Origin of the sequence: Microbacterium rhizosphaerae (assembly GCF_034120055.1) — a bacterium.
Lineage (GTDB): Bacteria > Actinomycetota > Actinomycetes > Actinomycetales > Microbacteriaceae > Microbacterium > Microbacterium rhizosphaerae.
On sequence record NZ_CP139368.1, the window covers coordinates 522,055 to 544,201 of the forward strand.

The 22,147-nt window shown below is 70.3% G+C and carries 21 protein-coding genes; 8 read left to right on the top strand and 13 right to left on the bottom strand.

Going from position 1 to position 22,147, the window contains the following annotated elements; translation table 11 throughout:
* The first annotated feature begins 47 nt into the window (after window positions 1-47).
* From SM116_RS02425 to SM116_RS02435, 3 genes are all read left to right on the top strand, one after another.
* Window positions 48-2,234 (top strand): ATP-dependent Clp protease ATP-binding subunit, encoded by a 2,187-nt coding sequence (locus SM116_RS02425; protein ID WP_320942876.1) that lies wholly within the window; start codon window positions 48-50, stop codon window positions 2,232-2,234.
* Window positions 2,235-2,418: 184 nt separating this feature from the next.
* Entirely contained in the window at window positions 2,419-3,045 is a 627-nt protein-coding gene (locus SM116_RS02430) for a hypothetical protein (protein WP_320942877.1), read from the top strand.
* A 205-nt stretch (window positions 3,046-3,250) separates the two neighbouring features.
* On the top strand, window positions 3,251-3,865 hold the full coding sequence (locus tag SM116_RS02435) for a hypothetical protein (RefSeq protein WP_320942878.1): 615 nt from the start codon (window positions 3,251-3,253) through the stop codon (window positions 3,863-3,865).
* A 33-nt stretch (window positions 3,866-3,898) separates the two neighbouring features.
* On the opposite strand, the gene SM116_RS02440 is transcribed toward SM116_RS02435, so the two are convergent.
* Window positions 3,899-4,717, bottom strand: coding sequence for an MIP/aquaporin family protein (locus SM116_RS02440; protein WP_320942879.1), 819 nt, complete (start codon window positions 4,715-4,717; stop codon window positions 3,899-3,901).
* 139 nt (window positions 4,718-4,856) lie between these two features.
* Window positions 4,857-6,191: an MFS transporter gene (locus SM116_RS02445; protein ID WP_320942880.1), complete on the bottom strand. Its 1,335-nt coding sequence runs from the start codon at window positions 6,189-6,191 to the stop codon at window positions 4,857-4,859.
* Between the two features lie 57 nt (window positions 6,192-6,248).
* On the opposite strand from SM116_RS02445, the gene SM116_RS02450 reads away from it, so the two are divergent.
* Complete coding sequence (locus tag SM116_RS02450) at window positions 6,249-6,791, top strand: winged helix-turn-helix domain-containing protein (RefSeq protein WP_320942881.1); 543 nt, start codon at window positions 6,249-6,251, stop codon at window positions 6,789-6,791.
* Between the two features lie 19 nt (window positions 6,792-6,810).
* On the opposite strand, the gene moaC is transcribed toward SM116_RS02450, so the two are convergent.
* From moaC to SM116_RS02465, 3 genes are read right to left on the bottom strand one after another with little or no spacing between them, the layout of a single operon-like run.
* A complete protein-coding gene (gene moaC, locus SM116_RS02455) occupies window positions 6,811-7,296 on the bottom strand; it encodes a cyclic pyranopterin monophosphate synthase MoaC (RefSeq protein WP_320942882.1) in 486 nt (161 codons plus the stop codon).
* Window positions 7,280-8,563 (bottom strand): molybdopterin molybdotransferase MoeA, encoded by a 1,284-nt coding sequence (locus tag SM116_RS02460; protein ID WP_320942883.1) that lies wholly within the window; start codon window positions 8,561-8,563, stop codon window positions 7,280-7,282. Before SM116_RS02460 ends, moaC begins: the two co-directional genes overlap by 17 nt.
* A gap of 3 nt (window positions 8,564-8,566) precedes the next feature.
* Window positions 8,567-8,815, bottom strand: coding sequence for a MoaD/ThiS family protein (locus SM116_RS02465; protein ID WP_320942884.1), 249 nt, complete (start codon window positions 8,813-8,815; stop codon window positions 8,567-8,569).
* A gap of 90 nt (window positions 8,816-8,905) precedes the next feature.
* Here SM116_RS02465 and SM116_RS02470 point away from each other — a divergent pair, with 90 nt between their 5' ends.
* A complete protein-coding gene (locus SM116_RS02470; protein WP_320942885.1) occupies window positions 8,906-10,051 on the top strand; it encodes a ThiF family adenylyltransferase in 1,146 nt (381 codons plus the stop codon).
* 9 nt (window positions 10,052-10,060) lie between these two features.
* On the top strand, window positions 10,061-10,471 hold the full coding sequence (locus SM116_RS02475; protein ID WP_320942886.1) for a molybdenum cofactor biosynthesis protein MoaE: 411 nt from the start codon (window positions 10,061-10,063) through the stop codon (window positions 10,469-10,471).
* Between the two features lie 12 nt (window positions 10,472-10,483).
* Here SM116_RS02475 and moaA read toward each other — a convergent pair whose 3' ends face one another.
* The 5 genes from moaA to SM116_RS02500 form a co-directional block, all read right to left on the bottom strand.
* Window positions 10,484-11,578, bottom strand: a complete 1,095-nt coding sequence (moaA, locus tag SM116_RS02480) for a GTP 3',8-cyclase MoaA (RefSeq protein ID WP_320942887.1) — start codon at window positions 11,576-11,578, stop codon at window positions 10,484-10,486.
* A gap of 64 nt (window positions 11,579-11,642) precedes the next feature.
* Window positions 11,643-12,722: a sulfate/molybdate ABC transporter ATP-binding protein gene (locus SM116_RS02485; RefSeq protein WP_320942888.1), complete on the bottom strand. Its 1,080-nt coding sequence runs from the start codon at window positions 12,720-12,722 to the stop codon at window positions 11,643-11,645.
* Window positions 12,719-13,540, bottom strand: a complete 822-nt coding sequence (locus tag SM116_RS02490) for an ABC transporter permease (protein WP_320944229.1) — start codon at window positions 13,538-13,540, stop codon at window positions 12,719-12,721. Before SM116_RS02490 ends, SM116_RS02485 begins: the two co-directional genes overlap by 4 nt.
* 20 nt (window positions 13,541-13,560) lie before the next feature.
* Window positions 13,561-14,364 carry a molybdate ABC transporter substrate-binding protein gene (gene modA, locus SM116_RS02495; protein ID WP_320942889.1) on the bottom strand — a complete coding sequence of 268 codons (804 nt, stop codon included), beginning with the start codon at window positions 14,362-14,364 and terminating at the stop codon, window positions 13,561-13,563.
* Window positions 14,361-14,771 carry a TOBE domain-containing protein gene (locus SM116_RS02500; protein WP_320942890.1) on the bottom strand — a complete coding sequence of 137 codons (411 nt, stop codon included), beginning with the start codon at window positions 14,769-14,771 and terminating at the stop codon, window positions 14,361-14,363. Before SM116_RS02500 ends, modA begins: the two co-directional genes overlap by 4 nt.
* Before the next feature lie 257 nt (window positions 14,772-15,028).
* Here SM116_RS02500 and SM116_RS02505 point away from each other — a divergent pair, with 257 nt between their 5' ends.
* Together SM116_RS02505 and SM116_RS02510 are read left to right on the top strand one after the other, a co-directional pair.
* Window positions 15,029-15,541 carry a nucleoside deaminase gene (locus tag SM116_RS02505; RefSeq protein WP_320944230.1) on the top strand — a complete coding sequence of 171 codons (513 nt, stop codon included), beginning with the start codon at window positions 15,029-15,031 and terminating at the stop codon, window positions 15,539-15,541.
* Between the two features lie 32 nt (window positions 15,542-15,573).
* Window positions 15,574-17,115, top strand: coding sequence for an NCS2 family permease (locus tag SM116_RS02510; protein ID WP_320942891.1), 1,542 nt, complete (start codon window positions 15,574-15,576; stop codon window positions 17,113-17,115).
* Window positions 17,116-17,446: 331 nt separating this feature from the next.
* Here SM116_RS02510 and xdhC read toward each other — a convergent pair whose 3' ends face one another.
* From xdhC to SM116_RS02525, 3 genes are read right to left on the bottom strand one after another with little or no spacing between them, the layout of a single operon-like run.
* Window positions 17,447-18,265, bottom strand: a complete 819-nt coding sequence (xdhC, locus tag SM116_RS02515; protein WP_320942892.1) for a xanthine dehydrogenase accessory protein XdhC — start codon at window positions 18,263-18,265, stop codon at window positions 17,447-17,449.
* 31 nt (window positions 18,266-18,296) lie between these two features.
* Window positions 18,297-20,690, bottom strand: coding sequence for a xanthine dehydrogenase molybdopterin binding subunit (gene xdhB / locus SM116_RS02520; protein WP_320942893.1), 2,394 nt, complete (start codon window positions 20,688-20,690; stop codon window positions 18,297-18,299).
* Window positions 20,687-22,141 (bottom strand): xanthine dehydrogenase small subunit, encoded by a 1,455-nt coding sequence (locus tag SM116_RS02525; protein WP_320942894.1) that lies wholly within the window; start codon window positions 22,139-22,141, stop codon window positions 20,687-20,689. The genes xdhB and SM116_RS02525 overlap by 4 nt, the downstream gene beginning before the upstream one ends.
* Window positions 22,142-22,147 lie beyond the last annotated feature (6 nt).

The following is a 22,147-nucleotide window of genomic DNA, read 5'->3' on the forward strand; positions in this document are numbered from 1 at the left end:
AGCGCAAGAGACTCAACTTTGAATCCCGAAGACTTCCAAGGAGCCCCATGAACGCCACGCAGCAGCCCGGGCAGGAGGACGCGCAGAGCGCGCTCGAGCAGTTCGGGATCAACCTCACCGATCGCGCCCGCCAGGGCAAGCTCGACCCGGTCATCGGGCGCGACAGCGAGATCCGGCGGGTCAGCCAGGTGCTGACACGCCGCACCAAGAACAACCCCGTGCTCATCGGCGAGCCCGGCGTCGGCAAGACCGCCGTCGTCGAGGGGCTCGCCCAGCGCATCGTCGCGGGCGACGTCGCCGAGTCGCTCAAGGACAAGGAGCTCGTGACGATCGACATCTCCGCGCTGGTGGCGGGGGCGATGTACCGCGGCCAGTTCGAGGAGCGCCTGAAGAGCGTCCTGAAGGAGATCACGGACTCCGACGGCCGCATCATCACCTTCATCGACGAGCTCCATGTGCTCATGGGCGCGGGCGGCGGCGAGGGGTCGGTCGCGGCATCCAACATGCTCAAGCCGATGCTGGCGCGCGGCGAGCTGCGCATGATCGGCGCGACGACGCTCAACGAATACCGCGAGTTCATCGAGAAGGATGCCGCGCTCGAGCGTCGCTTCCAGCAGGTCTACGTCGGCGAGCCGTCGGTCGAGGACACCGTCGCCATCCTGCGCGGCCTCAAGGAGCGCTACGAGGCGCACCACAAGGTGGCCATCTCGGACGGCGCACTCATCGCCGCGGCATCCATGTCGAACCGCTACATCCCGAGCCGGCAGCTGCCCGACAAGGCCATCGACCTCATCGACGAGGCCGCGTCCCGGCTGCGCATGGAGATCGACTCCGCGCCGCTCGAGATCGACGAGCTGCGCCGGCACGTCGACCGGCTCAAGCTCGAGGAGCTCGCCCTCAAGAAGGAGAAGGATGAGGCGTCCCGTGAGCGCCTCGCGAAGCTGCGCGACGACCTCGCCACGGAGCAGGCGCGGCTCGACGACCTGCAGGCGCGGTGGGAGCGGGAGCGTGCCACGCTCAACCGCGTCGGCGACCTGAAGTCGAAGCTCGACGCCGCGCGCGGGGAGGCCGAGCGCGCGCAGCGAGAGGGCAACCTCGAGCGTGCGTCGCGTCTGCTCTACGGTGAGATCCCGAGCCTCGAGCGGGAGCTCATGGTCGCCGAGCAGGCCGAGTCCTCGGAGGACCGCATGGTCAACGACCAGGTCACCGACGAGGACATCGCCTCGGTGATCGCCGCGTGGACCGGCATCCCCGTCGGCCGCCTGCTGCAGGGCGAGACCGAGAAGCTGCTGCACCTCGAGACCGAGCTGGGCAAGCGCCTGGTCGGCCAGAAGGAGGCCGTGAAGGCGGTGTCGGATGCGGTGCGCCGCTCGCGCGCCGGCATCAGCGACCCGCGCCGGCCGACGGGGTCGTTCCTCTTCCTCGGGCCCACCGGTGTCGGCAAGACCGAGCTCGCGAAGGCGCTCGCGGAGTTCCTGTTCGACGACGAGCACGCCATGGTGCGCATCGACATGTCGGAGTACGGCGAGAAGCACACGGTGTCGCGTCTGGTCGGCGCCCCTCCCGGCTACATCGGCTACGAGCAGGGCGGCCAGCTCACCGAGGCCGTGCGTCGGCGCCCGTACTCGGTCGTGCTGCTCGACGAGGTGGAGAAGGCGCATCCCGAGGTCTTCGACGTCCTGCTGCAGGTGATGGATGACGGCCGCCTGACCGACGGTCAGGGTCGCACGGTCGACTTCACGAACGTGATCCTCATCCTCACGTCGAACCTCGGCTCGCCGGTGCTCATCGACCCGACACTGTCGGCCGACGAGAAGCGCGACACCGTGATGGCGATCGTGCGGCAGGCCTTCAAGCCCGAGTTCCTGAACCGGCTCGACGACATCGTCATGTTCTCGGCGCTCAGCGAGGACGACCTCGCGCAGATCGTCGAGCTGTCGGTCGACCAGCTGCACAAGCGTCTGCGCGAGCGCCGGCTCACTCTCGCCGTGACCCCGGATGCGCGCGCGTGGCTCGCCGAGCGCGGGTACGACCCGGTGTTCGGCGCCCGGCCGCTGCGGCGGCTCATGCAGTCCGAGATCCAGGACCGCCTCGCCATGGCACTGCTCGCCGGGCGGGTGCGCGACGGAGACATGGTGCGCGTGGATGTCGCGGCCGACGGCTCGTCGCTGGTCCTGACGAGCGACGGTCCGGCCGTCGAGGACATCGTCGAGGCCGAGCTGGTCGAGGAGTAGCGGCTACTCCCGACCGGGGCGTGCGAAATCGTTATTCGACGACCCGCGATTTGCACTAGCGGTGGAGTAAATGGGTACCGCACAATAGCCCAGCGGGCATGCGACCCCGCGCGAAAGGACCGCGATGACCGCGCCCCACCCCGAGGCGGACCCGCCTCGGAGGCGGATCCCGCCTGCCCTCTGGATGACCGCGACGGCGACCGTGTTCGTGCTGATCGGCGGGATCGCCCTGACGACATCGATCGCCACTCGCTACGGACAGGCTCTGAGCGAGCTCGCCGGATTGTCCAGCCCGAGTTCGCCGCTTCGCGGGGACTGGGGGCTCTCCCAGCGGGCGCCGGTCGGCCCCCTGAAGTGGAGTTTCTCTCGGGTGGAGTGGCGTGAGCAGGCACGCAGCGGCACGGGGGACAGGGTGTTCCAAGACGCAGCCGACAATTGCATGCTGTTTCTCAACGTTCGAGGGGTCGGCTCCATACTCCCTGTGTTCCGTGCGGACGACCTGGACTCGGAGGGCTCGCTGCTGGGCGCAGAACGCGGACTCTCCCGCGGCGGCGCGACCATCGCCCACGAGGGTTCTACTCGCGACGGTTGGGTCGCGGTGGACGAGGGCAAGGTCGAACTCGCGGCCGCAACCCTCGACTTCACACCACGTGGGTCGAAGCAGCCCATCACCCAGTACATCTACGTTCGGAAGTTCAATGCCTCGCACCAGTTGGCGAGCATGATCATCGACTGCCCGAAGGGCACATTCGAGACGGCGCCGACGCTGCTTTCCGACGCCGTCCACGCCGCCAGCCTTGTGCATGAGTAAGGTCACGATGTCCAGCACCCCTTCGCAGCCCCCATCCATGTCGAGGAACCCCACGAAAGACTCTCTGGCGGAGGACCGCTCCCTGCCCATGGGGGCGTGGGCCGGGCTCGGCGTGAGTGCGCTTCTGATGACGGCGGCTGCCACAGTGGCCATCGCGGTGGCGATGGGAGCCTTCGGGTCGGCCCCGCCGAGTCATGCCGCGCCCGTGGCCAAGACGGGCACCGACTGCGCAACGTGGCCGCTCTGTCCTGCGCAATCGCCGACAGCATCGGACGCACCGCACGTGTCACAGCAGCCGCTCCTTGCGGCCGACGCGCCGATCACAGACCCGATGCCCTACGACGGGACCCTGACAGCGACCTTGTCCGGCGACTGGAACGTTGTGCCGGGTGCTGCGGAGGGCGTCGAGCACTTTCGCAGTCTGACAAGGGGATGCGACCTGACGACGGGGTACACGCCGGCTGACGGATCCGCCGGCATGTCCGATCAGGATGCGACGGAGGCCGTTTTGGCCAACGTCTTCGACTCGTACGCAGGCGATCCGAAGATGAAAGACGCGGCGCGCAACCGGCTGCCGAACGTGTGGATACCCGTGAACGGCACCACGGCGCGCGTCGAGTTCGAAGGCGAACGCATCGACTACTCGATGGACGTGCCGAACACGGTCGCAACGTTCAGTACCGTCGTCTTCTCGCGCGCGTTGCCGCAGAAGAACGAGACCGTGTATGCGGAACTGGACTGCGACACCTTCTCGCCGGGCAATCTGCCTTCCGGTGTCGTGCAGCAGACGACCCAGGCGCTCGAGTTCCAGGAGCGGTAGGCGGCAGTCCTGGTTGCCGCGAACCTCAGGCGACTACTTCTTGCCCGGGTGCTCGACCTCGGTGTCGATGTCGCCCTGGGCGGCTGCCGAGCCGCTCAGGCCGCCTCCCGCTCCGCGCAGGACGTAAGCGAGAAGGACGGCGACGACCGCACCGAGGAGCGGACCGGCGAGGTAGACCCAGTAGGCGGTGAAGTCGAGGCTCGCGAGGTCGGGGCCGAAGGTGCGGGCCGGGTTCATCGAGGTGCCCGAGATGGGGCTGCCCCACAGGCCTGCCAGGGCGATGTATCCGCCCACGCCGATGGCCCCCAGGACTCCGATGTTCTGGGCACCGGATGCGGTGCCCAGGATGACGCTCACGAGCCCGAGCGTCAGCAGCGCCTCCATCCAGAACGCCTGGAGCGACGTTGCCGCAGACGCGGGATAGTTCGAGCCGTACTTCGCGGAGACGCCGATGATCCAGACGAGCACCAGGGATGCGAGCGTGGCTCCGATCAGCTGGGCGATGATGTACCCCGGCACGCGCCGCCACGGGAAGTCGCCGCGCATCGAGAACGCGAGAGTGACGGCGGGGTTCAGGTGGGCGCCGGAGATCTTGCCCATGAACAGGATTATCCCCATGACCATGAGGCCCGGCGCGACCACGGCGGCCGCGCGAGTGATCTGGCCGGGGTAGGCCTGCGACATCATGCCGCCGCCGGCAGCGACGATCACGAGCAGGAACGTGCCGAACACCTCGGAGGTGAGCCGCCGCCACTCCTGGCGCGGATTGTGGAAGTCGTTCATCGGCTCGATGACCTCCACCTGGAGCCAGTCCTCGACCCTGCTGCGAACCCTGTCCTTGCCATCGGCCATCGGTCTCACCCCAACCCGTCGTTTCCCCGCACTGATGGAGCGATCGGCACCATCGCCCACCGCTCGGTGGCCGCGAGCCTACTCTCGCCGTCCACCCGCGACCAGGCTTGGCGCGGCGACGCGCCGGACGACGGGCGGGTCAGGCCGGGACGGTCTCTGCATCGGGCAACGTGCGCATCGCCCAGAACGGTCCGGCCACCACGAACAGCGCCGACAGCAGCTGGCCGACCGCGCCGATCCACATGGTGGGAACGATGCCGAGCCACGTGCCGAGGGTGCCGGAGAGCAGCGAGGCGATCGGCATGACGCCCCACACGACGAAGCGCACCGACGCGTTCATCCGCCCGAGCAGGCGTGGCGGCGTGATCCGCTGACGGAAGGTGACCTGGGTGATGTTGTAGACGAGCACGGTGAAGCCGGCGATGAAGCTCTGTGCGACCAGCAGCGGGAACGCGATCAGCGGCGTCATGGCGGCGAGCGGGAGGAAGACGCCGACGACGGAGAACCCGATCGCACTCAGAGGGATGGCGCGCGCCTCGCCCACCCCGCGGACGATGTGCGGCGTGGCGATCGCTCCGACCACACCGCCGACGGCGCCCAGCGAGAAGATGAGGCCCATCGCGGCGGCCGTCATGCCGAGCTCGCGCAGCAGGAAGATCGGGAGCATCGTCATGGCCACGATGTTGAAGAAGTTCGATGTGCCGGTCGTGCCCACGATGCGCCGCAGGTACCGGTTGCCGAAAACCCACCGAAGCCCTTCGCCGATCTCGCGCAGCATCGGCTCGTGCTCGTGGGCAGGGCGCGGGACCTCGTGGTCGCGGGTCAGGAGGAGCGCGACGAACGACACCACGTACGTGCACGCGGTGACGATCATGGCGAACGGCGCGCTCACGAGCGAGATCAGCCCGCCGCCGATGGCGGGGCCGGCGAGCTGCGCCACCTGCTGCGTGGCCTGCAGCTTGCCGTTGGCCTCGGCGATCTGCCCCGGGCGCACGAGCGATGGGATCACGCTCTGGTACGACACGTCGAAGAACACCGTCGCGACGCCGATGACGAACGCGATGGCGTAGAGCTGCCAGATGTGAAGGGCGCCGAGCATCCACATGAGCGGGATGGTCGCGATCGCGACCGCCCGGACGGCGTCGGCCCAGATCATGACGTGGCGCTTGCGCATCCGGTCGACCCACACGCCCGCGGGCAGGCCGATCAGCAGGAACGCGACGAGTCCCGCGGCATCGAGCACCCCGACCTGGAACGCGGTCGCGTCGAGGAGGACGACCGCGAGCACCGGGATGCCGAGCATCGAGATCTGCGCGCCGAACTCGCTGAGCGTCTGACCGCTCCACAGCGTCAGGAAGTTCCCGTCGTGCCACAGGGAGCGCTCGGGCACCGGGTTCGGGCCGTCGGCCACGATCGGCTCCGCCGCGCCCCCGCGTTCCTCGTCGAGCGCCTCGGCATCCTGCGATTGAGACATGCCAATCAGTCTGCGCTTCTGATTGAGACTTGTCAATCGGTCGCGTAGAGTCGCCGCATGGGGGACCAGGAGCGCATCGAGATCGGCCTCGAGGACGCGGATGCCGAGAACCAGGCGAAGGCCCGCGCGCTGAGCTCACCGCTGCGCATGCGCATCCTGCGGCTGTGCGCGTTCGAGGCGCGCACGAACAAGGAGCTGGCCGACCTGCTGGGCGTGAACCCCGGCACGATGCTGCACCACGTGCGCACTCTCGTGCAGACCGACTTCCTGGCGGCTGAGCCTGCGCGCGTCGGACGGCAGGGCGCGCGCGAGGTGCCGTACCGCGCGACCGGGCTATCGTGGCGCACCTCGATGCCGGGCGGCGGGCCGGTGCTGGTCGAGACGTTCCTGCAGCAGATCGCGCACCTCGACCCCGACGAGCTCGACATCACGTGGCTGGGGCTGAAGCTCAACGCGGAGCACAAGGCCGAGCTCGAGGACCGCCTCTACGCGCTCGCGAACGAGTTCAAGGAGCGCGGTCCGGATGCCGACGGCGAGACGTACTCCCTCTTCACGGCGTTGCATCCCGATGAGAACCCGCCCTCGGCGCTGACACCATGACCCTCGCGCCGGCCCGGGCCTACTCGACCGACCAGTCGCCGCTCTTGCCGCCCGACTTCGCGAGCACCCTCACATCCGTGATGACCGCGCGGTTGTCGACGGCCTTGATCATGTCGTAGAGCGTCAGCGCTGCGATGCTCGCGGCGGTCAGTGCCTCCATCTCGACGCCGGTCACGCCATTGGTCACAGCCGTCGCGACGATGCGGACCCGGTCGCCGCCGGGCTCGAGGTCCACGGCGAGCTTCGTGAGCGGCAGCGGGTGGCACAGCGGGATGAGGTTCGACGTCTGCTTGGCGCCCATGATGCCGGCCAGGCGTGCGGTGCCGAGCGCCTCGCCCTTGGGAAGGGTTCCGTCGGCGATGGCCGCGACCACCTCCGCCGTCGTGATGAGCACGGCCTGCGCGCGCGCCTCGCGGCGGGTCACCGCTTTGTCGGTCACGTCGACCATGTGCGCCGAGCCGTCGGCACGCAGGTGGGTGAGCTGCGGGTCACGTGATTCCGTCATCGATCCTCCAGATCTCGACCTCCGCCCCGGCGGGAAGCGAGTCCACGCCGACTGGGAGGTGCACGAGCACGTTCGCCAGCGCGTAGGCGTGCAGCAGGTGGGAGCTCGGTGCGCCGACCTCGACCGCGCCGTCCGCGCGAAGACTGCCGCGGCGCACCTGGTGGCGCGCCGGGGGAGAGGACACGGGATGCGCCAGCACGGCGAGCTGAGACGGCCGGTGCGCCGGCAAGCCCGCGAGGCCGCGCAGCACCGGCCGCAGGAAGAGCTCGAACGACACGAGGGCCGACACCGGGTTCCCCGGGAATGCGACGACCGGCACTGTTCGCCCGCCCGGCAGCACGGCGCTGCCGAGTCCCTGCGGGCCGCCGGGCTGCATCGCGACCGGACCGAACTCGACGCCGAGCGGCGCCAGCGCGTCGCGAACGACCTCGAACGCGCCGGCGCTGACCCCGCCGGTCGTCACCACCAGGTCGGCCTCGGGGTGGGCTTCGAGTACGTCGATCACCGCCGCCGCATCGTCGGGGGCGGCATCCGTCACCGCCACAGCGCCCGCCTCCGCGATCGCCGCGGCCAGCATCGTCGAGTTCGCGTCGTAGATCGCACCGCTGTCGCGGACGGGGTCGAAGGCGATGCCCGGGTCGCGCAGCTCGTGCCCGGTCGACAGGACGAGCACACGGGCCTGCGGGCGCACGGGCACGTCGACCACCCCTGCCGCCGAGAGCGAGCCGAGCTGCGCCGGGCCGAGACGCGTGCCGGCCCGCAGCAGCACGTCGCCCTCGGCGATGTCGGTGCCCACGTCACGGACGAAGGTGCCCGGCGCGACGGGCGCCGTGAACGAGACCGTCGTGCCCATCGGAGCATCGTGCGCGCCGGCGCCGATGCCGACGAACCTGGGCGGGTCCGCCCGCTCGATCGGCACCACGGCGTCAGCGCCGAGGGGTACCGCCGCGCCGGTCATGACGGGGGCGGCTTCGCCCGCATCCATCGTCCCCACCGGATCGCCCGCGGCGCTCGTGCGGCCGACGGTCAGACGCACCGGGGAATCCGGGGATGCCGATGCCAGGTCGGCGGAGCGGATCGCGTAGCCGTCCATCTGCGAGTTCGCGAATCGCGGCAGCGACGTCGGCGAGGCGATGTCGGTGGACAGGATGCGTCCGCGGGCGTCGCCGACCCGGATCACCTCGGCGACGGCCGGATCGGCGAGGTGCTCGATGAGCGGGGCGAGCAGAGCGGCGGTCGCTGCCCGATGCTCGAGGTGGGTGCGCACGCGTCACCCTCCCGCGAAGGGAGGGAGGACGTCCACGCTGGCGCCGAGCGGGGTCGACGGCGATCGTCGCACGATGCCGTCGACGAGGAAGGAACCCGAGCGCAGGACGCGCTCCATTGCGGCGCCGTACCGCTCGAGCAGAAGCTCGCGGAGGGTCAGCACGGTCGCGTCGGGCCCGAGCTCGAGCTGCTCCTGCTCGCGCCCGGCCGCTTCCGCCGCAGCGGCGAAGTACCGCACCGTCACCGTCGCCATAGGCCCATGATACCCGGGATGCGGAAGCGCGCATCCGTAACGCGGAAAAGAAAGTCCGCGATGCGGAGCCGGCGGCGTAGAATCGCAGGCATGAGTCCGCTCGTCGAGCCCGGTCCCCCGCTGGATGCGGACAGCATCGCCCGCTACAGCCGCCAGCTTATGCTCCCCGGCTTCGGCGAGGACGCGCAGCGGCGTCTCGGGGCGGCCCGCGTCCTCGTGATCGGCGCCGGCGGGCTGGGCAGCGCCGTGGTTCCCGCACTCGCCGCAGCGGGCGTCGGAACCATCGGCGTCGTCGACGACGACGTGGTGGAGGCATCCAATCTGCACCGCCAGCTCAGCCACGGCGTCGCGGACATCGGGCGCCCGAAGGTCGACTCGCTCGCCGAGACGGTGGCGGCCATCGCACCGGGATGCCGCGTCGAGACGTATGCGATGCGGGCGACGAGCGCGAACCTGCCCGAGCTGCTGGCCGCCTACGACCTGCTGATCGACGGCAGCGACAACTTCCCGACGCGTTATCTCGCCAACGACGCGGCCGTGCTCGCGGGCGTGCCGCTCGTGTGGGGTGCGATCCTGCGCTTCCACGGCCAGGTCGGCATCTCGTGGCACGGCCACGGGCCGACGTACCGCGACCTCTTCCCCGTGCCGCCGGCACCGGACGAAGCGCTGTCGTGCGAGCTCGGCGGCGTGCTGCCCACCCTGTGCACGGCGGTCGGATCGATCATGGCGACCGAGGCGATCAAGCTCGTCACGGGTATCGGCGAGCCGCTCCTCGGTCGCGTGCTCGTCTACGACGCCCTCACGGCCCGCACGCGCGAGATCGCCTACGGCGTGTCGGACGAGACGCCCGTGATCACCGGGCTCGTCGACTACGAGCTGTTCTGCGGAGTCGATGCCGGCAGTGATCTCGAGGCCATCTCGGCGGCCGACCTGCTGCGGCGCATGCGCGCGGGCGACGGGATGCGGCTGCTCGACGTGCGCGAGCCGCACGAGGCGCGGGCGCGACGCATCCCGGACAGCATCCTGATGCCGGTCGGCGAGCTTCGCGGCGGTGCTCTTCCCGAACGGGCCCTGCCGGGGCGCGCCGCCGATCCGCTCGTGGTGTACTGCGAGCAGGATCCCCGTGCGCGGCAGGCTGCCCGCATCCTCCGTGACGCCGGCTTCGCCGGCGTCGTCTACCTCGCCGGCGGCATCCAGGCCTACGCCGCCGTCGGCGGCGAGACCGTCCACGACTGAAGGGTTCGCATGACCTCCTACGCCCTCGTGTCCGAGCAGCCGCTCGATGAAGCCGCCATCCGCCGCGCCGTCGAGGCCGACGCCAGTGGAGCCGTCGTCATGTTCTGCGGCGTCGTGCGCGACCACGACGGCGGCAAGCCCGTGCGCTCCCTCGACTACCGCGCGCACCCGGAGGCCGAGCGGTTCCTCGCCGAGTGCGTGGCGCGCATCCAGGCCGACACCGGGCTCGCCGTCGCGGCAGCCCACCGGGTGGGCGACCTGCGCATCGGCGACGTGGCGCTGTTCGCCGCCGCATCCGCCCCCCACCGGGCCGAGGCGTTCGACGCGTGCGAACGGCTCGTCGAGCTCATCAAGCGCGAGGTGCCGATCTGGAAGCGTCAGCACTACGACGACGGCGTCTCGGAGTGGGTCGGGCTGTAGGCCGGAGCCGCCTCAGCCGCCGATGTACGACATCTCGACCCGTTTGCGGTGCTCGCGCAGCTCGGGCGTGAGTCCGGCGCGGATCTCCGAGTAGCGGTCGTCGCGGGCTCCCCAGATGGATGCCATCGCCGCAGCCAGCTCGTCGTCCGTGGCCCCGCCGCGCAGCAGCGCGCGGAGGTCGTGCCCTTCCGAGGCGAACAGGCACGTGAACAGTCTGCCCTCGGTCGAGATGCGGGCCCGGTTGCAGGTGCCGCAGAACGCGTTCGTGACGCTGGAGATGAGGCCGATCTCGCCGCCGCCCTCGACGTAGCGCCAGCGCTGTGCGGTCTCGCCGGGAACGATCGCGCCCACCGGCTCGAGGGGGTGCACGGCGCCGATCCGCTCGACGATCTCGGCGGAGGACACGACCTCGTCGAGCGTCCAGCCGTTCGTGTTGCCGACGTCCATGTACTCGATGAAGCGCAGCGTGTAGGGCGTGCCCTTGAAGTGCTGCGCCATGTCGACGATCTCGTGGTCGTTGAGGCCGCGCTTGACGACCATGTTGATGCGGATGGGCGCGAGGCCGGCGTCGTGCGCCGCGTCGATGCCGGCGAGCACGCGCCCGACGGGGAAGCGCACGTCGTTCATTCGCTGGAAGAGCGCGTCGTCGAGGGAGTCGAGCGACACGGTGACGCGGGTGAGGCCGGCAGCCTTCAGGGCTGCGGCCTTGACGCCGAGCGCGGCGCCGTTCGTGGTCAGGGCGATCTCCAGCGGGTCGCCTGACGGTGTCCGGATCTCGGCGAGCTGCGAGATCAGCTCCTCGACCCCGCGCCGCAGCAGCGGCTCGCCTCCTGTGAGCCGGATCTTGTGCACGCCGTGGCCGGCGGCGACCCGTGCGATGCGTGTGATCTCCTCGAACGTGAGCAGCTCGTCACGGTCGAGGAAGGCGTAGTCGCGCCCGAAGACGGTCTTCGGCATGCAGTAGACGCAGCGGAAGTTGCATCGGTCGGTGATCGAGATCCGCAGGTCGCGGAGCGGCCGGCGATACGCGTCGACGAGGCCGTCGGGCACGCCGGTCGACGGCAGTCGCCGCGCCCGGGCGGGCGCATCGAGCCGTGTGATCGTCATCGGTCACCCCCTTACGGATCGTCAACCGTAGCACCGGAGCCTCCACGTTGGATCCGAAAATAAGCTACCGCATTGCGGAAACGCGCACAGAGACGTCGTCGGCATGGATCGTGAAGCCGAGACGGATGCCGGGTGCCACCCCGGTCGCGACGGCGATGGTCGAGGGGCAGTCGATCGCGATGGCGGGATGCTCGGCGGTCCGCAGCCGCATCCCTCCCGGCAGGGGCTCGAGCGTGGCGACCGTGCCGGCCCACATGTTCGGCGCCGCTGTCGTCTCGACGGCCGGATGCAGCCGCACCGAGCTGGGCGCGAACACGACCGTCGCCTCGGAGCCGCGGGGCACCGCATCCCCCACCCCCGCCCACTCGATGCCCTCGTGCCGGATCGTTCCGTCGGCGGTGCCCGTGCCCGCGAGGAGGTTCACGCCGGCGAGCGCCGCGACGAACGACGACCTCGGGTGGCCCAGCACTTCGGCCGTCGGCCCCTGCTGCATGAGGCGGCCCTCGTGGACGATCGCCGTGCGCGAGGCGAGGAGCACGGCGTCCAGGGGATCATGCGTCACCATCACGATCGGGATGCCGGCCGCATCCCGCTGCTCGGCCACCAGCTGCCTCGCCAGCGACGCGGTCTCGACGTCGAGCGCCGCGAAGGGCTCGTCGAGGAGCAGGGCAGCGGGTCGTGCCGCCAGCGCGCGGGCGAGCGCCACACGCTGCTGCTGACCGCCCGACAGCTGGGCCGGCCGCCGCTGGGCGAACGCGCCGACACCGAGGCGGTCGAGCCAGGTCGCCGCATCCGCCCGCGCCTGTGCGCGCGAGACCCCCCGCGCGCGCGGACCGAACGCGACGTTCTCCAGGGCGGACAGATGCGGGAACAGCAGGGCGCGTTGGCCGAGCAGGCCGATGCGGCGCTCGGCGGGCCGGATGCGGACCGGCCGTCCGTCCGCGCCGGCAGTGTCGAGGGTGCGGCCGTTCAGCGTGATCGCCCCGGTCTCGAGAGGCAGGAGCCCGGCCAGTGCCGCCAGGAGCGTCGACTTGCCCGACCCGTTCGGGCCGAGGACCGCGAGCACCTCGCCGTCGTCGGCCGACAGTGCGGCTTCGACGACGAAGGCGCCGGCACGTGTGCGGAGGTCGGCCTGCAGCGTCATCGCACGGCATCCGCTCGCCAGCCGCGCATGAGCGCGAGCACCGCGATCGCGACGAGGATCAGCAGGAGCGACAGCGCGATCGCGGTGTCCTCGCCGACGCCTGCGCCGTTGAACGCCGTGTAGATCGCGAGGGGCATCGTGCGGGTCACACCGGCGGCGTTGCCGGCGAACAGCGCCGTGGCGCCGAACTCGCCGAGCGCGCGGGCGAAGCAGAGCACCGTGCCCGCGAGGAGCCCAGGCGCCACGAGCGGGAGCGTCACGCGGCGGAACACGGTGAACGGCCGCGCGCCGAGGGTCGCGGCGACGGCCTCGTACGCCGTGCCGCGGGTGCGCAGCGAGCCTTCGACCGAGATCACGAGGAACGGCATCGCGACGAACGTCTGGGCGATCACGACGGCGGGTGTCGTGAAGGGGATGTGGACGCCGACCTCCGCGAGCATCCCGCCGAGAACGCTCTGCCGGCCGAGGAGCGCGAGGAGCGCGATGCCGCCGACGAGGGGCGGAAGGATGAGCGGCAGGGTGGTGAACGTCCGCAGCACCGCGGCCAGCCGCCGGTGCGCTCGCGCGATGACGACGGCGAGCGGCACACCGAGCAGCAGGCAGACGATCGTCGCGGCCGTCGCCGTGGTCAGCGACAGGCCGAGCGCCTGCAGCGCCTCCGGCGAGGTGATGGCCGCCGGGACGCTCGCCCAGTCGAGCTGCGCGAGCAGGGCGACGAACGGCAGCACGAGCAGCGCCGCCCCGATGGCCGCCGGAACGAGGAGCCAGACCGGCAGGCGCGCGGACGCGCCCGCCGCGGCCCCCGTGGGGGTCGCCATCGGCGCGTACCTGAGCGACGTCACGGCGCTCCGAAGCCGAACCTCTTCAGCACCGCCCGGCCCTGCGGGCCGGTGACGAAGGTCACGAACGCGGCCGCCGCAGCGGGATTCGGAGCGTGGGCGAGCTCGGCGATCGGATAGACGTTGGTCGCGGCATCCGCCCCCTCGATGGGCACGCCGGTCACAGCCGAGCCGGCGGCCTTCACGTCGGTGACGTAGACCAGGCCGGCGTCGGCATCCCCCGACTTCACCTTCGTGAGCACTGCCGTGACGTTCTGCTCCTCGCTCGCGGGGGTCAGCGTGACGCCCGCGTTCTCGAGCAGCGTCTGCGCGGCGCTGCCGCACGGCACAGCGGGCGCGCACAGCACGACGGTCGGGACGGCGCCCGTCGAGCTCGGCTTCGCGAGAGAGGCGAGGCCGGTCAGGTGGCGCGGATTGCCAGGGGCCGTGGCGATCTCCATGACGTTGGTCGCGAAGTCCACCGGGTTGGACGCGAGCTTCGCGTCTGTGACCTTCTGCATGTTCTTCTGGTCGGCCGAGGCGAAGACGTCGACCTGCGCGCCGCCGTCGATCTGGGTCGCGAGCGTGGACGATCCGTCGTAGTTGACGGGCTTGACCGTGACGCCGGGATGCTCGGCCGCGAACTCCGCGGCGAGCTCGTCGAAGGCGCCGGAGAGGGATGCGGCGGCGTAGATCGTCAGGTCGCCGCTCAGCGCATCGGAGCCCGCGGTCCGGGATGCCGCGGGCGGCGCGGCGCTGCCGCAGCCGGTCAGCGTCAGAGCCGCCGTGACGGCCAGGGCGATCGCTGCACTTCGCGTCTTCACGTTCCGGACTCCCGGCTGTGGGTCTCGATGATGACCGTGGTCGCCTTGACCACGGCCACGCCTCGGTCGCCGACCTCGAGCTGGAGGTCGCGCGCCGCTTCGGCCGACATGAGCGACACGACACGGAACGGGCCGCACTGCAGCTCGACCTGGGCCATCAGCCCCTCGATCTCGACCCTGGTCACGAGGCCGACGAACCTGTTGCGGGCGCTGGTGCGCACGCCCGCGTCATCCGTCGCCCCGGACGCCATCGCCTGCGCACGCGCGGCGAGCTCGTCGCCGCGGACGACCTGTCGGCCCGCCGCATCGCGAGACACGGAGAGGATGCCGTCATTCACCCACCGTCTGACGGTGTCGTCGCTCACGCCGAGGAGGTCGGCGGCCTCGGCGATCCGATAATGCGTCATGAAGACGACGTTAGAGCAGCATATGCGGAACTGCAACCAAGATTCTCACATCGTGGAAGTGACATTCCGAATTTGCTGGACGATCGTCCGGTTCGTTGTTATGCTCATGACGCCGCCGCATCCACACCTGACGCCCGGCAAAGAAGCACACCCTAGCGGTTCGACGTATATCTCGTGGAACGACCCGATCCGGGTCCGACCCGATAAGCCGTATCACTGCGACGACAGCAAGGAAGCTTTTCGTCATGAACTACGTCATGAGCAGCTCCACCGTGCCCGAATCCGCACCGCACCCCAGCCCGGCCGAGTACCTCGCCCGAGCCGTGCAGATCGCCGTGGACAACGTCCACAACTCCGGCGGCCCGTTCGGCGCCATCGTCGTCTCGGCCGACGGGCAGATCTTCGAGGGCGTGAACCGGGTCACCGCGAACCTCGATCCGTCTGCGCACGCCGAGGTCACCGCCATCCGGAACGCCTGCCAGGGCCTCGGCACGTTCGACCTCTCGGGCGCGACGCTCTACACGAGCTGCGAGCCCTGCCCGATGTGCCTCGCGACATCGCTGTGGGCGCGCATCGACCGCGTGTACTTCGCCGCCAGCCGCGACGACGCCGCCGACGCGGGCTTCGACGACGCGCTCTTCTACCGCTACTTCGAGGGCGACGCCGCCGACCGACGGATCATGCCCGTGACGGACATCGTCCTCAGCGACGAAGAGCGCGTGGCCCCGTTCACCGCCTGGAGCCTCAACCCCACCCGCACCGAATACTGAACCCACCCGACGAACACCGAAAACTGGAGCCGATGATGTCTTCACAACCACCCTCAGCCGACGGCAACGCGACAGCGTCGTCGTCGACGTCCTCGCCGTTCTCGCGCACTGCGCAGACGCTGCCCCCGCTCGCGACCGGCACGTCCACCACCGTCGACGCGAAGCCCAAGAACGGGTTCGACAAGTTCTTCGAGATCACGCGCCGCGGCTCGACCATCGGCCGTGAGTTCCGCGGCGGCATCGTGACCTTCGTCACGATGGCGTACATCGTCATCCTGAACCCGCTGATCCTCGGCGGCGCGAAGGATGTGGCGGGCAACATGCTCAACCCCGCCGAGATCGCCGCATCCACCGGCCTGACCGCCGGCGTCATGACGATCCTCTTCGGGCTGATCGCCCGACTGCCGTTCGCGATCGCCGCCGGCCTCGGCATCAACTCCTTCCTGGCCGTCTCGGTGGTCCAGCAGGTCACGTGGCCGGAGGCCATGGGCCTCGTCGTCATCAACGGTCTGTTCATCGTGCTGTTCGGGGCGACCGGCATCCGGACCGCGATCTTCAAGGCCGTGCCGCAGCAGCTGAAGGCCGCCATCACGGTCGGCATCGGCCTGTTCATCGCCTTCATCGGCTTCGTCGACTCCGGCTTCGTGAACCGCACCCCCGGCGGCCCGCCCGTGCAGCTGGGCGACGGCGGCTCGATCACGTCGGTCCCGACGCTCATCTTCGTGTTCGCGCTCGTCCTGATCGGCGTGCTCGTGGCGCGGAAGGTGCCGGGCGGCATCCTGATCGGCATCCTGGTCTCCACCGTCATCGCGATCATCGCCCAGGCGATCCTGCAGCTCGGCTCGTCGGCCAAGGACCCCAACGGCTGGCACATGACGATCCCGCAGCTGCCGAGCCAGTGGGTCACGATCCCGAACTTCGGGCTCGTCGGGCAGTTCGACCTGTTCGGCGCGTTCAGCCAGGTCGGTGTGCTGTCGGCGACGATGCTCGTCTTCACGCTCGTGTTCTCGAACTTCTTCGACGCGATGGGCACGATGACGGGTCTGGCGAAGAACGCCGGCCTCGCCTACAAGGACGGCACCTTCCCGCGCCTGCGCTCCGCGTTCGTCGTCGAGGGCCTCGGCGCCGTCGCCGGTGGTGCCACCTCGTCGTCGTCGAACACCGTCTACGTCGACAGCGCATCGGGCATCGGGGAAGGCGCCCGCTCGGGCGTGGCGTCGCTGGTCGTCGGCGGTCTGTTCCTGCTGTCGATGTTCTTCACGCCGCTGACGCTGGTCGTGCCGATCGAGGTCGGATCCGCAGCGCTGGTGGTCGTCGGTGCGATGATGATGGCCCAGATCAAGACGATCAAGTTCGACAACTTCGCGATCGCGCTGCCGGTCTTCCTGACCATCGTCACCATGCCGCTGACGTACTCGATCGCGAACGGCATCGGCGTCGGCTTCATCTCCTGGACGCTCATCAACGCCCTGTCCGGCCGAGCGCGGAAGGTCCACTGGCTGATGTGGGTCGTCTCCGCCGGCTTCCTGCTGTACTTCGTGCGCGGGCCGATCGAGACGCTCCTCGGCCACTAGCCTGTTCGGCGGAAAGCCCCGGCTCCCTCGCGGAGCCGGGGCTTCTTCGTCTGCACCACGGCCTCGGGCGCCCCGGCCGTTCAGTTGTCACGAAAAGGGGTCTGCGGCCCTGGTTTGTGCCAGGTGAGGGGATGCCCGGGCTGCTTCGGTTGTCACGAAAAGGGGTCTGCGGCCCTGGTTCGTGACATGTGAGGGAAGCCCGGGCTGCTTCAGTTGTCACGAAAAGGGGGGTGCGGCCCTGGTTTGTGACAGGTGAGGGGATGCCCGGGCTGCTTCGGTTGTCACGAAAAGGGGGGTGCGACCCTGGTTCGTGACAGGTGAATTCAGTGCGCTACTCGGATGCGATGGGCGCGGCCTCTTCGACGAGCTGCAGCAGCCGCGCCGCCACACTCACAGCGATGACGGCCGGCTGCTTGCCGGAGACCTCTGGAATGCCGATCGGCGTCGTCACGCGCTCGAGGTCGGCGGGCGTGTGCCCGGCCTCGGTGAGCCTGGCGCGGAAGCGCGCCCACTTCGACGCGGAACCGATCAGGCCGATCGAGCCGACGCCCGCCGTGCGCAGCGCCTGATCGACGACAGCGAGATCCTCGACGTGGTCGTGGGTCATGACGAGCACGTGCGCACCGGTCGGCAGCGAGGCCAGGACGGACTCGGGAACGGGCGCGTGGTGCACTTGGATGCGGGCGACGGCGTCGCCCAGGGCCGGCTGGAGGCGCGCAGCATCCAGCATCTCCGCGCGGGAGTCGACCAGATGCAGGTCGAGCTCGTGACGGGAGAGGATGCGGGCGAGCTCCAGCCCGACGTGACCGAGGCCGAACACGGCCACGGTGGGGACGACCCGGACGGGTTCGAGCAGCATGGTGACCTCGCCTCCGCAGCACTGCACGCCGTATTCGGTGGTGGCCTTGTCGCTGAGCGTCAGCGTCAGCAGGTCGGGCTCGCCCGTGCCGGCCGCGAGCATCGCGCGCGCCTGGTCCACGGCAGTCGCCTCGAGGTTGCCGCCGCCGACCGTGCCGAACAGGGCGTCCGGCGAGACGACCATCTTCGCGCCGCCGTTGCGCGGCGCATGCCCGCGCACGATGGCGAGCGTGACGATGACTGCGGGGGTGCGCGATTCGCGCAGTGCCCGCAGTGCGTCCAGCCAGTCCATCGTGCGCGGCTCCGCTCTCTGATCGTCGAGCTCAGACCGAGGCGAGCTCGGCCTCGGTGCCCGGCTCCGCGGCCTCGGCGGTCTCTGCAGAAGGCGCCGCCGCGGCCCGCGCGGCCTCGATCGCCCAGAAGACCGCCTCAGGCGTCGCGGGCGAGCCGAGCTCGACCATGTGTCCGGCGGGCCCGAAGGCTCCCACGGCCTCGCGCAGCGCCTCGCGGGCGCTGAAGGCGAGCATGAACGGCGGCTCGCCGACGGCCTTCGAGCCGTAGACGGCACCGTCCTCGCGGGCGTTCTCGAACAGGCGGACGTGGAACTCCGCCGGCATCTCCGAGAAGCTCGGCAGCTTGTACGTCGAGGCGGACTGGGTCTGCAGGCGCCCGCGGTTCGGGCCGTCGCTCGCGTCCCAGCGCAGCTCCTCGAGCGTGAGCCATCCCACGCCCTGCACGTAGGCGCCCTCGATCTGGCCGATGTCGAGCATCGGCGACAGGGAGTCGCCCACGTCGTGGATGATGTCGACCCGGCGCAGCGTGTACGCGCCCGTGAAGCCGTCGACCTCGACCTCGGTGACCGCGCATCCGTAGGCGAAGTACTTGAACGGCGAACCCTGCATGCGGTCCGGGTTCCAGTGCAGGCCCTCGGTGCGGTAGTAGCCCGCGGCGAACAGCTGCACGCGCTGGAGGTACGCGGCCTCGGCGACCTCGGCGAACGTGAGGCGCTGGTCGATGTTGCCGAGACCCGTGACGTAGCCGCCCGAGAAGCGCACGTCGCGCTCGTCGACGCCGAGCATGCGGCCGGCGACCTTGGCCATCCGGTCGCGGATCTGCTCGCACGCGTTCTTGACGGCGCCGCCGTTGAGGTCGGCCCCGGAGGATGCGGCGGTCGCCGACGTGTTCGGCACCTTGTCGGTGCGCGTCGGCGCGAGACGCACCTGGTGCAGCTCGAGCCCGAGGGCGGTGGCGGCGACCTGCATCATCTTCGTGTGCAGGCCCTGCCCCATCTCGGTGCCGCCGTGGTTGATCAGCACGGAGCCGTCCTTGTAGACGTGCACGAGTGCGCCGGCCTGGTTGAACGCGGCGAAGTTGAACGAGATGCCGAACTTGATCGGGGTCATCGCGATCGCGCGCTTGACGTCGGGATGCGAAGCGTTGAACGCCGCCACCTCGGCCCGTCGCGCGTCGAGGTCGGACTCGTCGCGCAGCTGGTTCCAGATCGTCGGCAGGCGCTCGGCATCCTTCACCAGCTGCCCGTACGGAGTCGACTGGCCGGGGCGGTAGAAGTTGCGCTGGCGCAGCTCGACCGGATCGATGCCCAGGGCGGGCGCGACGCGGCCGAGGATGTCTTCGATGAGGAAGACGCCCTGCGGGCCGCCGAAGCCGCGGAAGGCGGTGTTGGAGGTCTTGTTGGTCTTCGCGATGCGGCCGTGGGCGCGCACGTTGGGGATCCAGTAGGCGTTGTCGAGGTGGCACAGGGCGCGGCCCAGCACCGGCTCGGACAGGTCGATGCTCCAGCCGCCGTCGGCGGTCAGCGTCGCCTCGAGCGCCTGCAGGTAGCCGGCATCGTCGAAGCCGACAGTCCACGAGATGTGGAAGGGATGCCGCTTGCCGGTCATCGTGATGTCCTGGGTGCGGTTGAGCCGCAGGCGCACCGGGCGGCCCGTCAGCTTGGCGCCGAGCGCGGCGATGGCCGCGAACCCGTGCGGCTGCATCTCCTTGCCGCCGAAGCCGCCGCCCATGCGCAGCTGCTGCACGGTCACCTGGTTCGACGAGATGCCGAGGACGTGCGCGACGATCTCCTGCGTCTCGGTCGGGTGCTGCGTGGAGCATTGCACGAAGTACTGCCCCTCCGAGTCGATGACGGCGAGGGATGCGTGCGTCTCGAGGTAGAAGTGCTCCTGGCCGCCGAACTCGGTCACGCCCACGAAGACCCGGGCCGAGCCGGCGAGGCCGGCCGCGGCATCCCCGCGCTCGACCGTGCGGGCGATGCCCTGGTACGACTCGGCGGCGATGGCGTCCTGCACGGTGATGAGCGACGGCAGCGGCTCGTAGTCGACGGTGACGGCCGCGGCGCCGAGGCGGGCGGCCTCCTGCGTCTCGCCGAGCACCCACACGAGCGCGTGCCCGTAGAACATCGCCTCGGACGGGAACAGCGGCTCGTCGTGCTTGATGCCGGCATCGTTGATGCCGGGCACGTCGTCGGCGGTCAGCACGCGGACGACCCCGGGCACGTCGTACGCCGGAGTGACGTCGACGGTGACGCGGGCGTGCGCGTTGGTGGACTGCACCGGCCACGCGGTCAGCACCCCGTGGGTGTGCGCGGCGATGTCGTCGGTGTACATCGCGGCGCCCGTGACGTGGAGCACCGCACTCTCGTGCGGGGCACGGATGCCGACGACGGGGTGCGCGGGGCGGTCGGCGAGAGCGCTCATGCCGACACCTCCTTCGACTCGATGACGGTCTGGCTGTAGAGCTTCAGCAGCGACGTGCCGAGCATGTGCGAGCGGTAGTCCGAGCTCGCGCGGTGGTCGGACATCGGGGTCCCCTCGGCCTGGAGGATCTTCGACGCGGCCTTGACCACGGCGACGTTCCACGCCTTGCCCACGAGCGCCTCCTCGGTGGCGTAGGCGCGCAGCGGGGTCGCGGCGACACCTCCGAGTCCGATGCGTGCGGCCGTGACCGTTCCGCCCTCGATCTCGAGCGCGAACGCGACCGCGACGGACGAGATGTCGTCGAAGCGGCGCTTGGCGATCTTGTGGAAGGCGGTGGTGGATGCGAGGGGCAGCGGGATGCGGATGGACCTGATGAGCTCGTCCTTGCGGCGCACCGACTGACGGTAGCCCGTGAAGTACTCCGCGAGGTCGACCTCGCGCTCGCCGTCCGCAGACACCAGCACGACGCGCGCGCCGAGCGCGAGGAGCGCGGGAGGCGTGTCGCCGATGGGCGAGCCCGTCCCGAGGTTGCCGCCGACCGTGGCGCGGTTGCGGATCAGGCGCGAGGCGAACTGCGGGAGGAGCTGCGCGAGCAGCGGGATGCGTCCCCCCAGTCGCCGTTCGATGTCCGTCAGCGGCAGGGCGGCCCCGATCTCGACGTACTCGTCGGTCTCGGTGAGCCCGCGCAGCTCGTCCAGCTGATCGATCGCGACGACGAAGGGCGCACGGCTGCCGCGGATGTTGACCTCGACGCCCCAGTCGGTGGAGCCCGCCACGACGAGCGCGGACGGCTCGTCGCGCAGGATGCCGACAGCCTCGGCGAGGGTGGTGGGCCGGACGAATCGCGCGCCGTCGACGACCGCATCGGTCGCGACGGCGACGGGTGCGGGCTCGCTCAGCCGCTGCTGCAGCGGGTCGTCGGCCTCCGGCATCCCGAGCGTGTACGCGGCGTCGCGGATCGGGCGGTACCCGGTGCACCGGCAGAGGTTGCCGCTGAGAGCGTGCAGGTCGAAGCCGTTGGGGCCGTGTTCGGAGTCGTGCACGGGGCACGACTCATCGGGCGCCGACCGGTCCGCGCGGTAGTACTCGCCCGCCATGCTGCAGGCGAACCCCGGAGTGCAGTAGCCGCACTGGGATCCACCTGCCTCGGCGAGCTTCTGCTGCACGGGATGCAGCGCCTCGGTCGTGCCGAGCCCCTCGGCGGTGACGATCTCCTGCCCGTTGAGCGCGTACACGGGCACGAGGCACGCGTTGACCGGCGTCCATTCGGTGCCGCCCTCGGCGGTCGGAGTCGCCAGGAGCATCGCGCATGCGCCGCACTCGCCTTCGGCGCAGCCTTCCTTGCTGCCGGAGAGGCCGGTGTCGCGCAGCCAGTCGAGCGCGGTGGCGTGGGCGGCGACCCCGTCGAGCGGGCGTCGGCGTCCGTTGACGGTGACGGCGATGTCGGTCATTCTCGT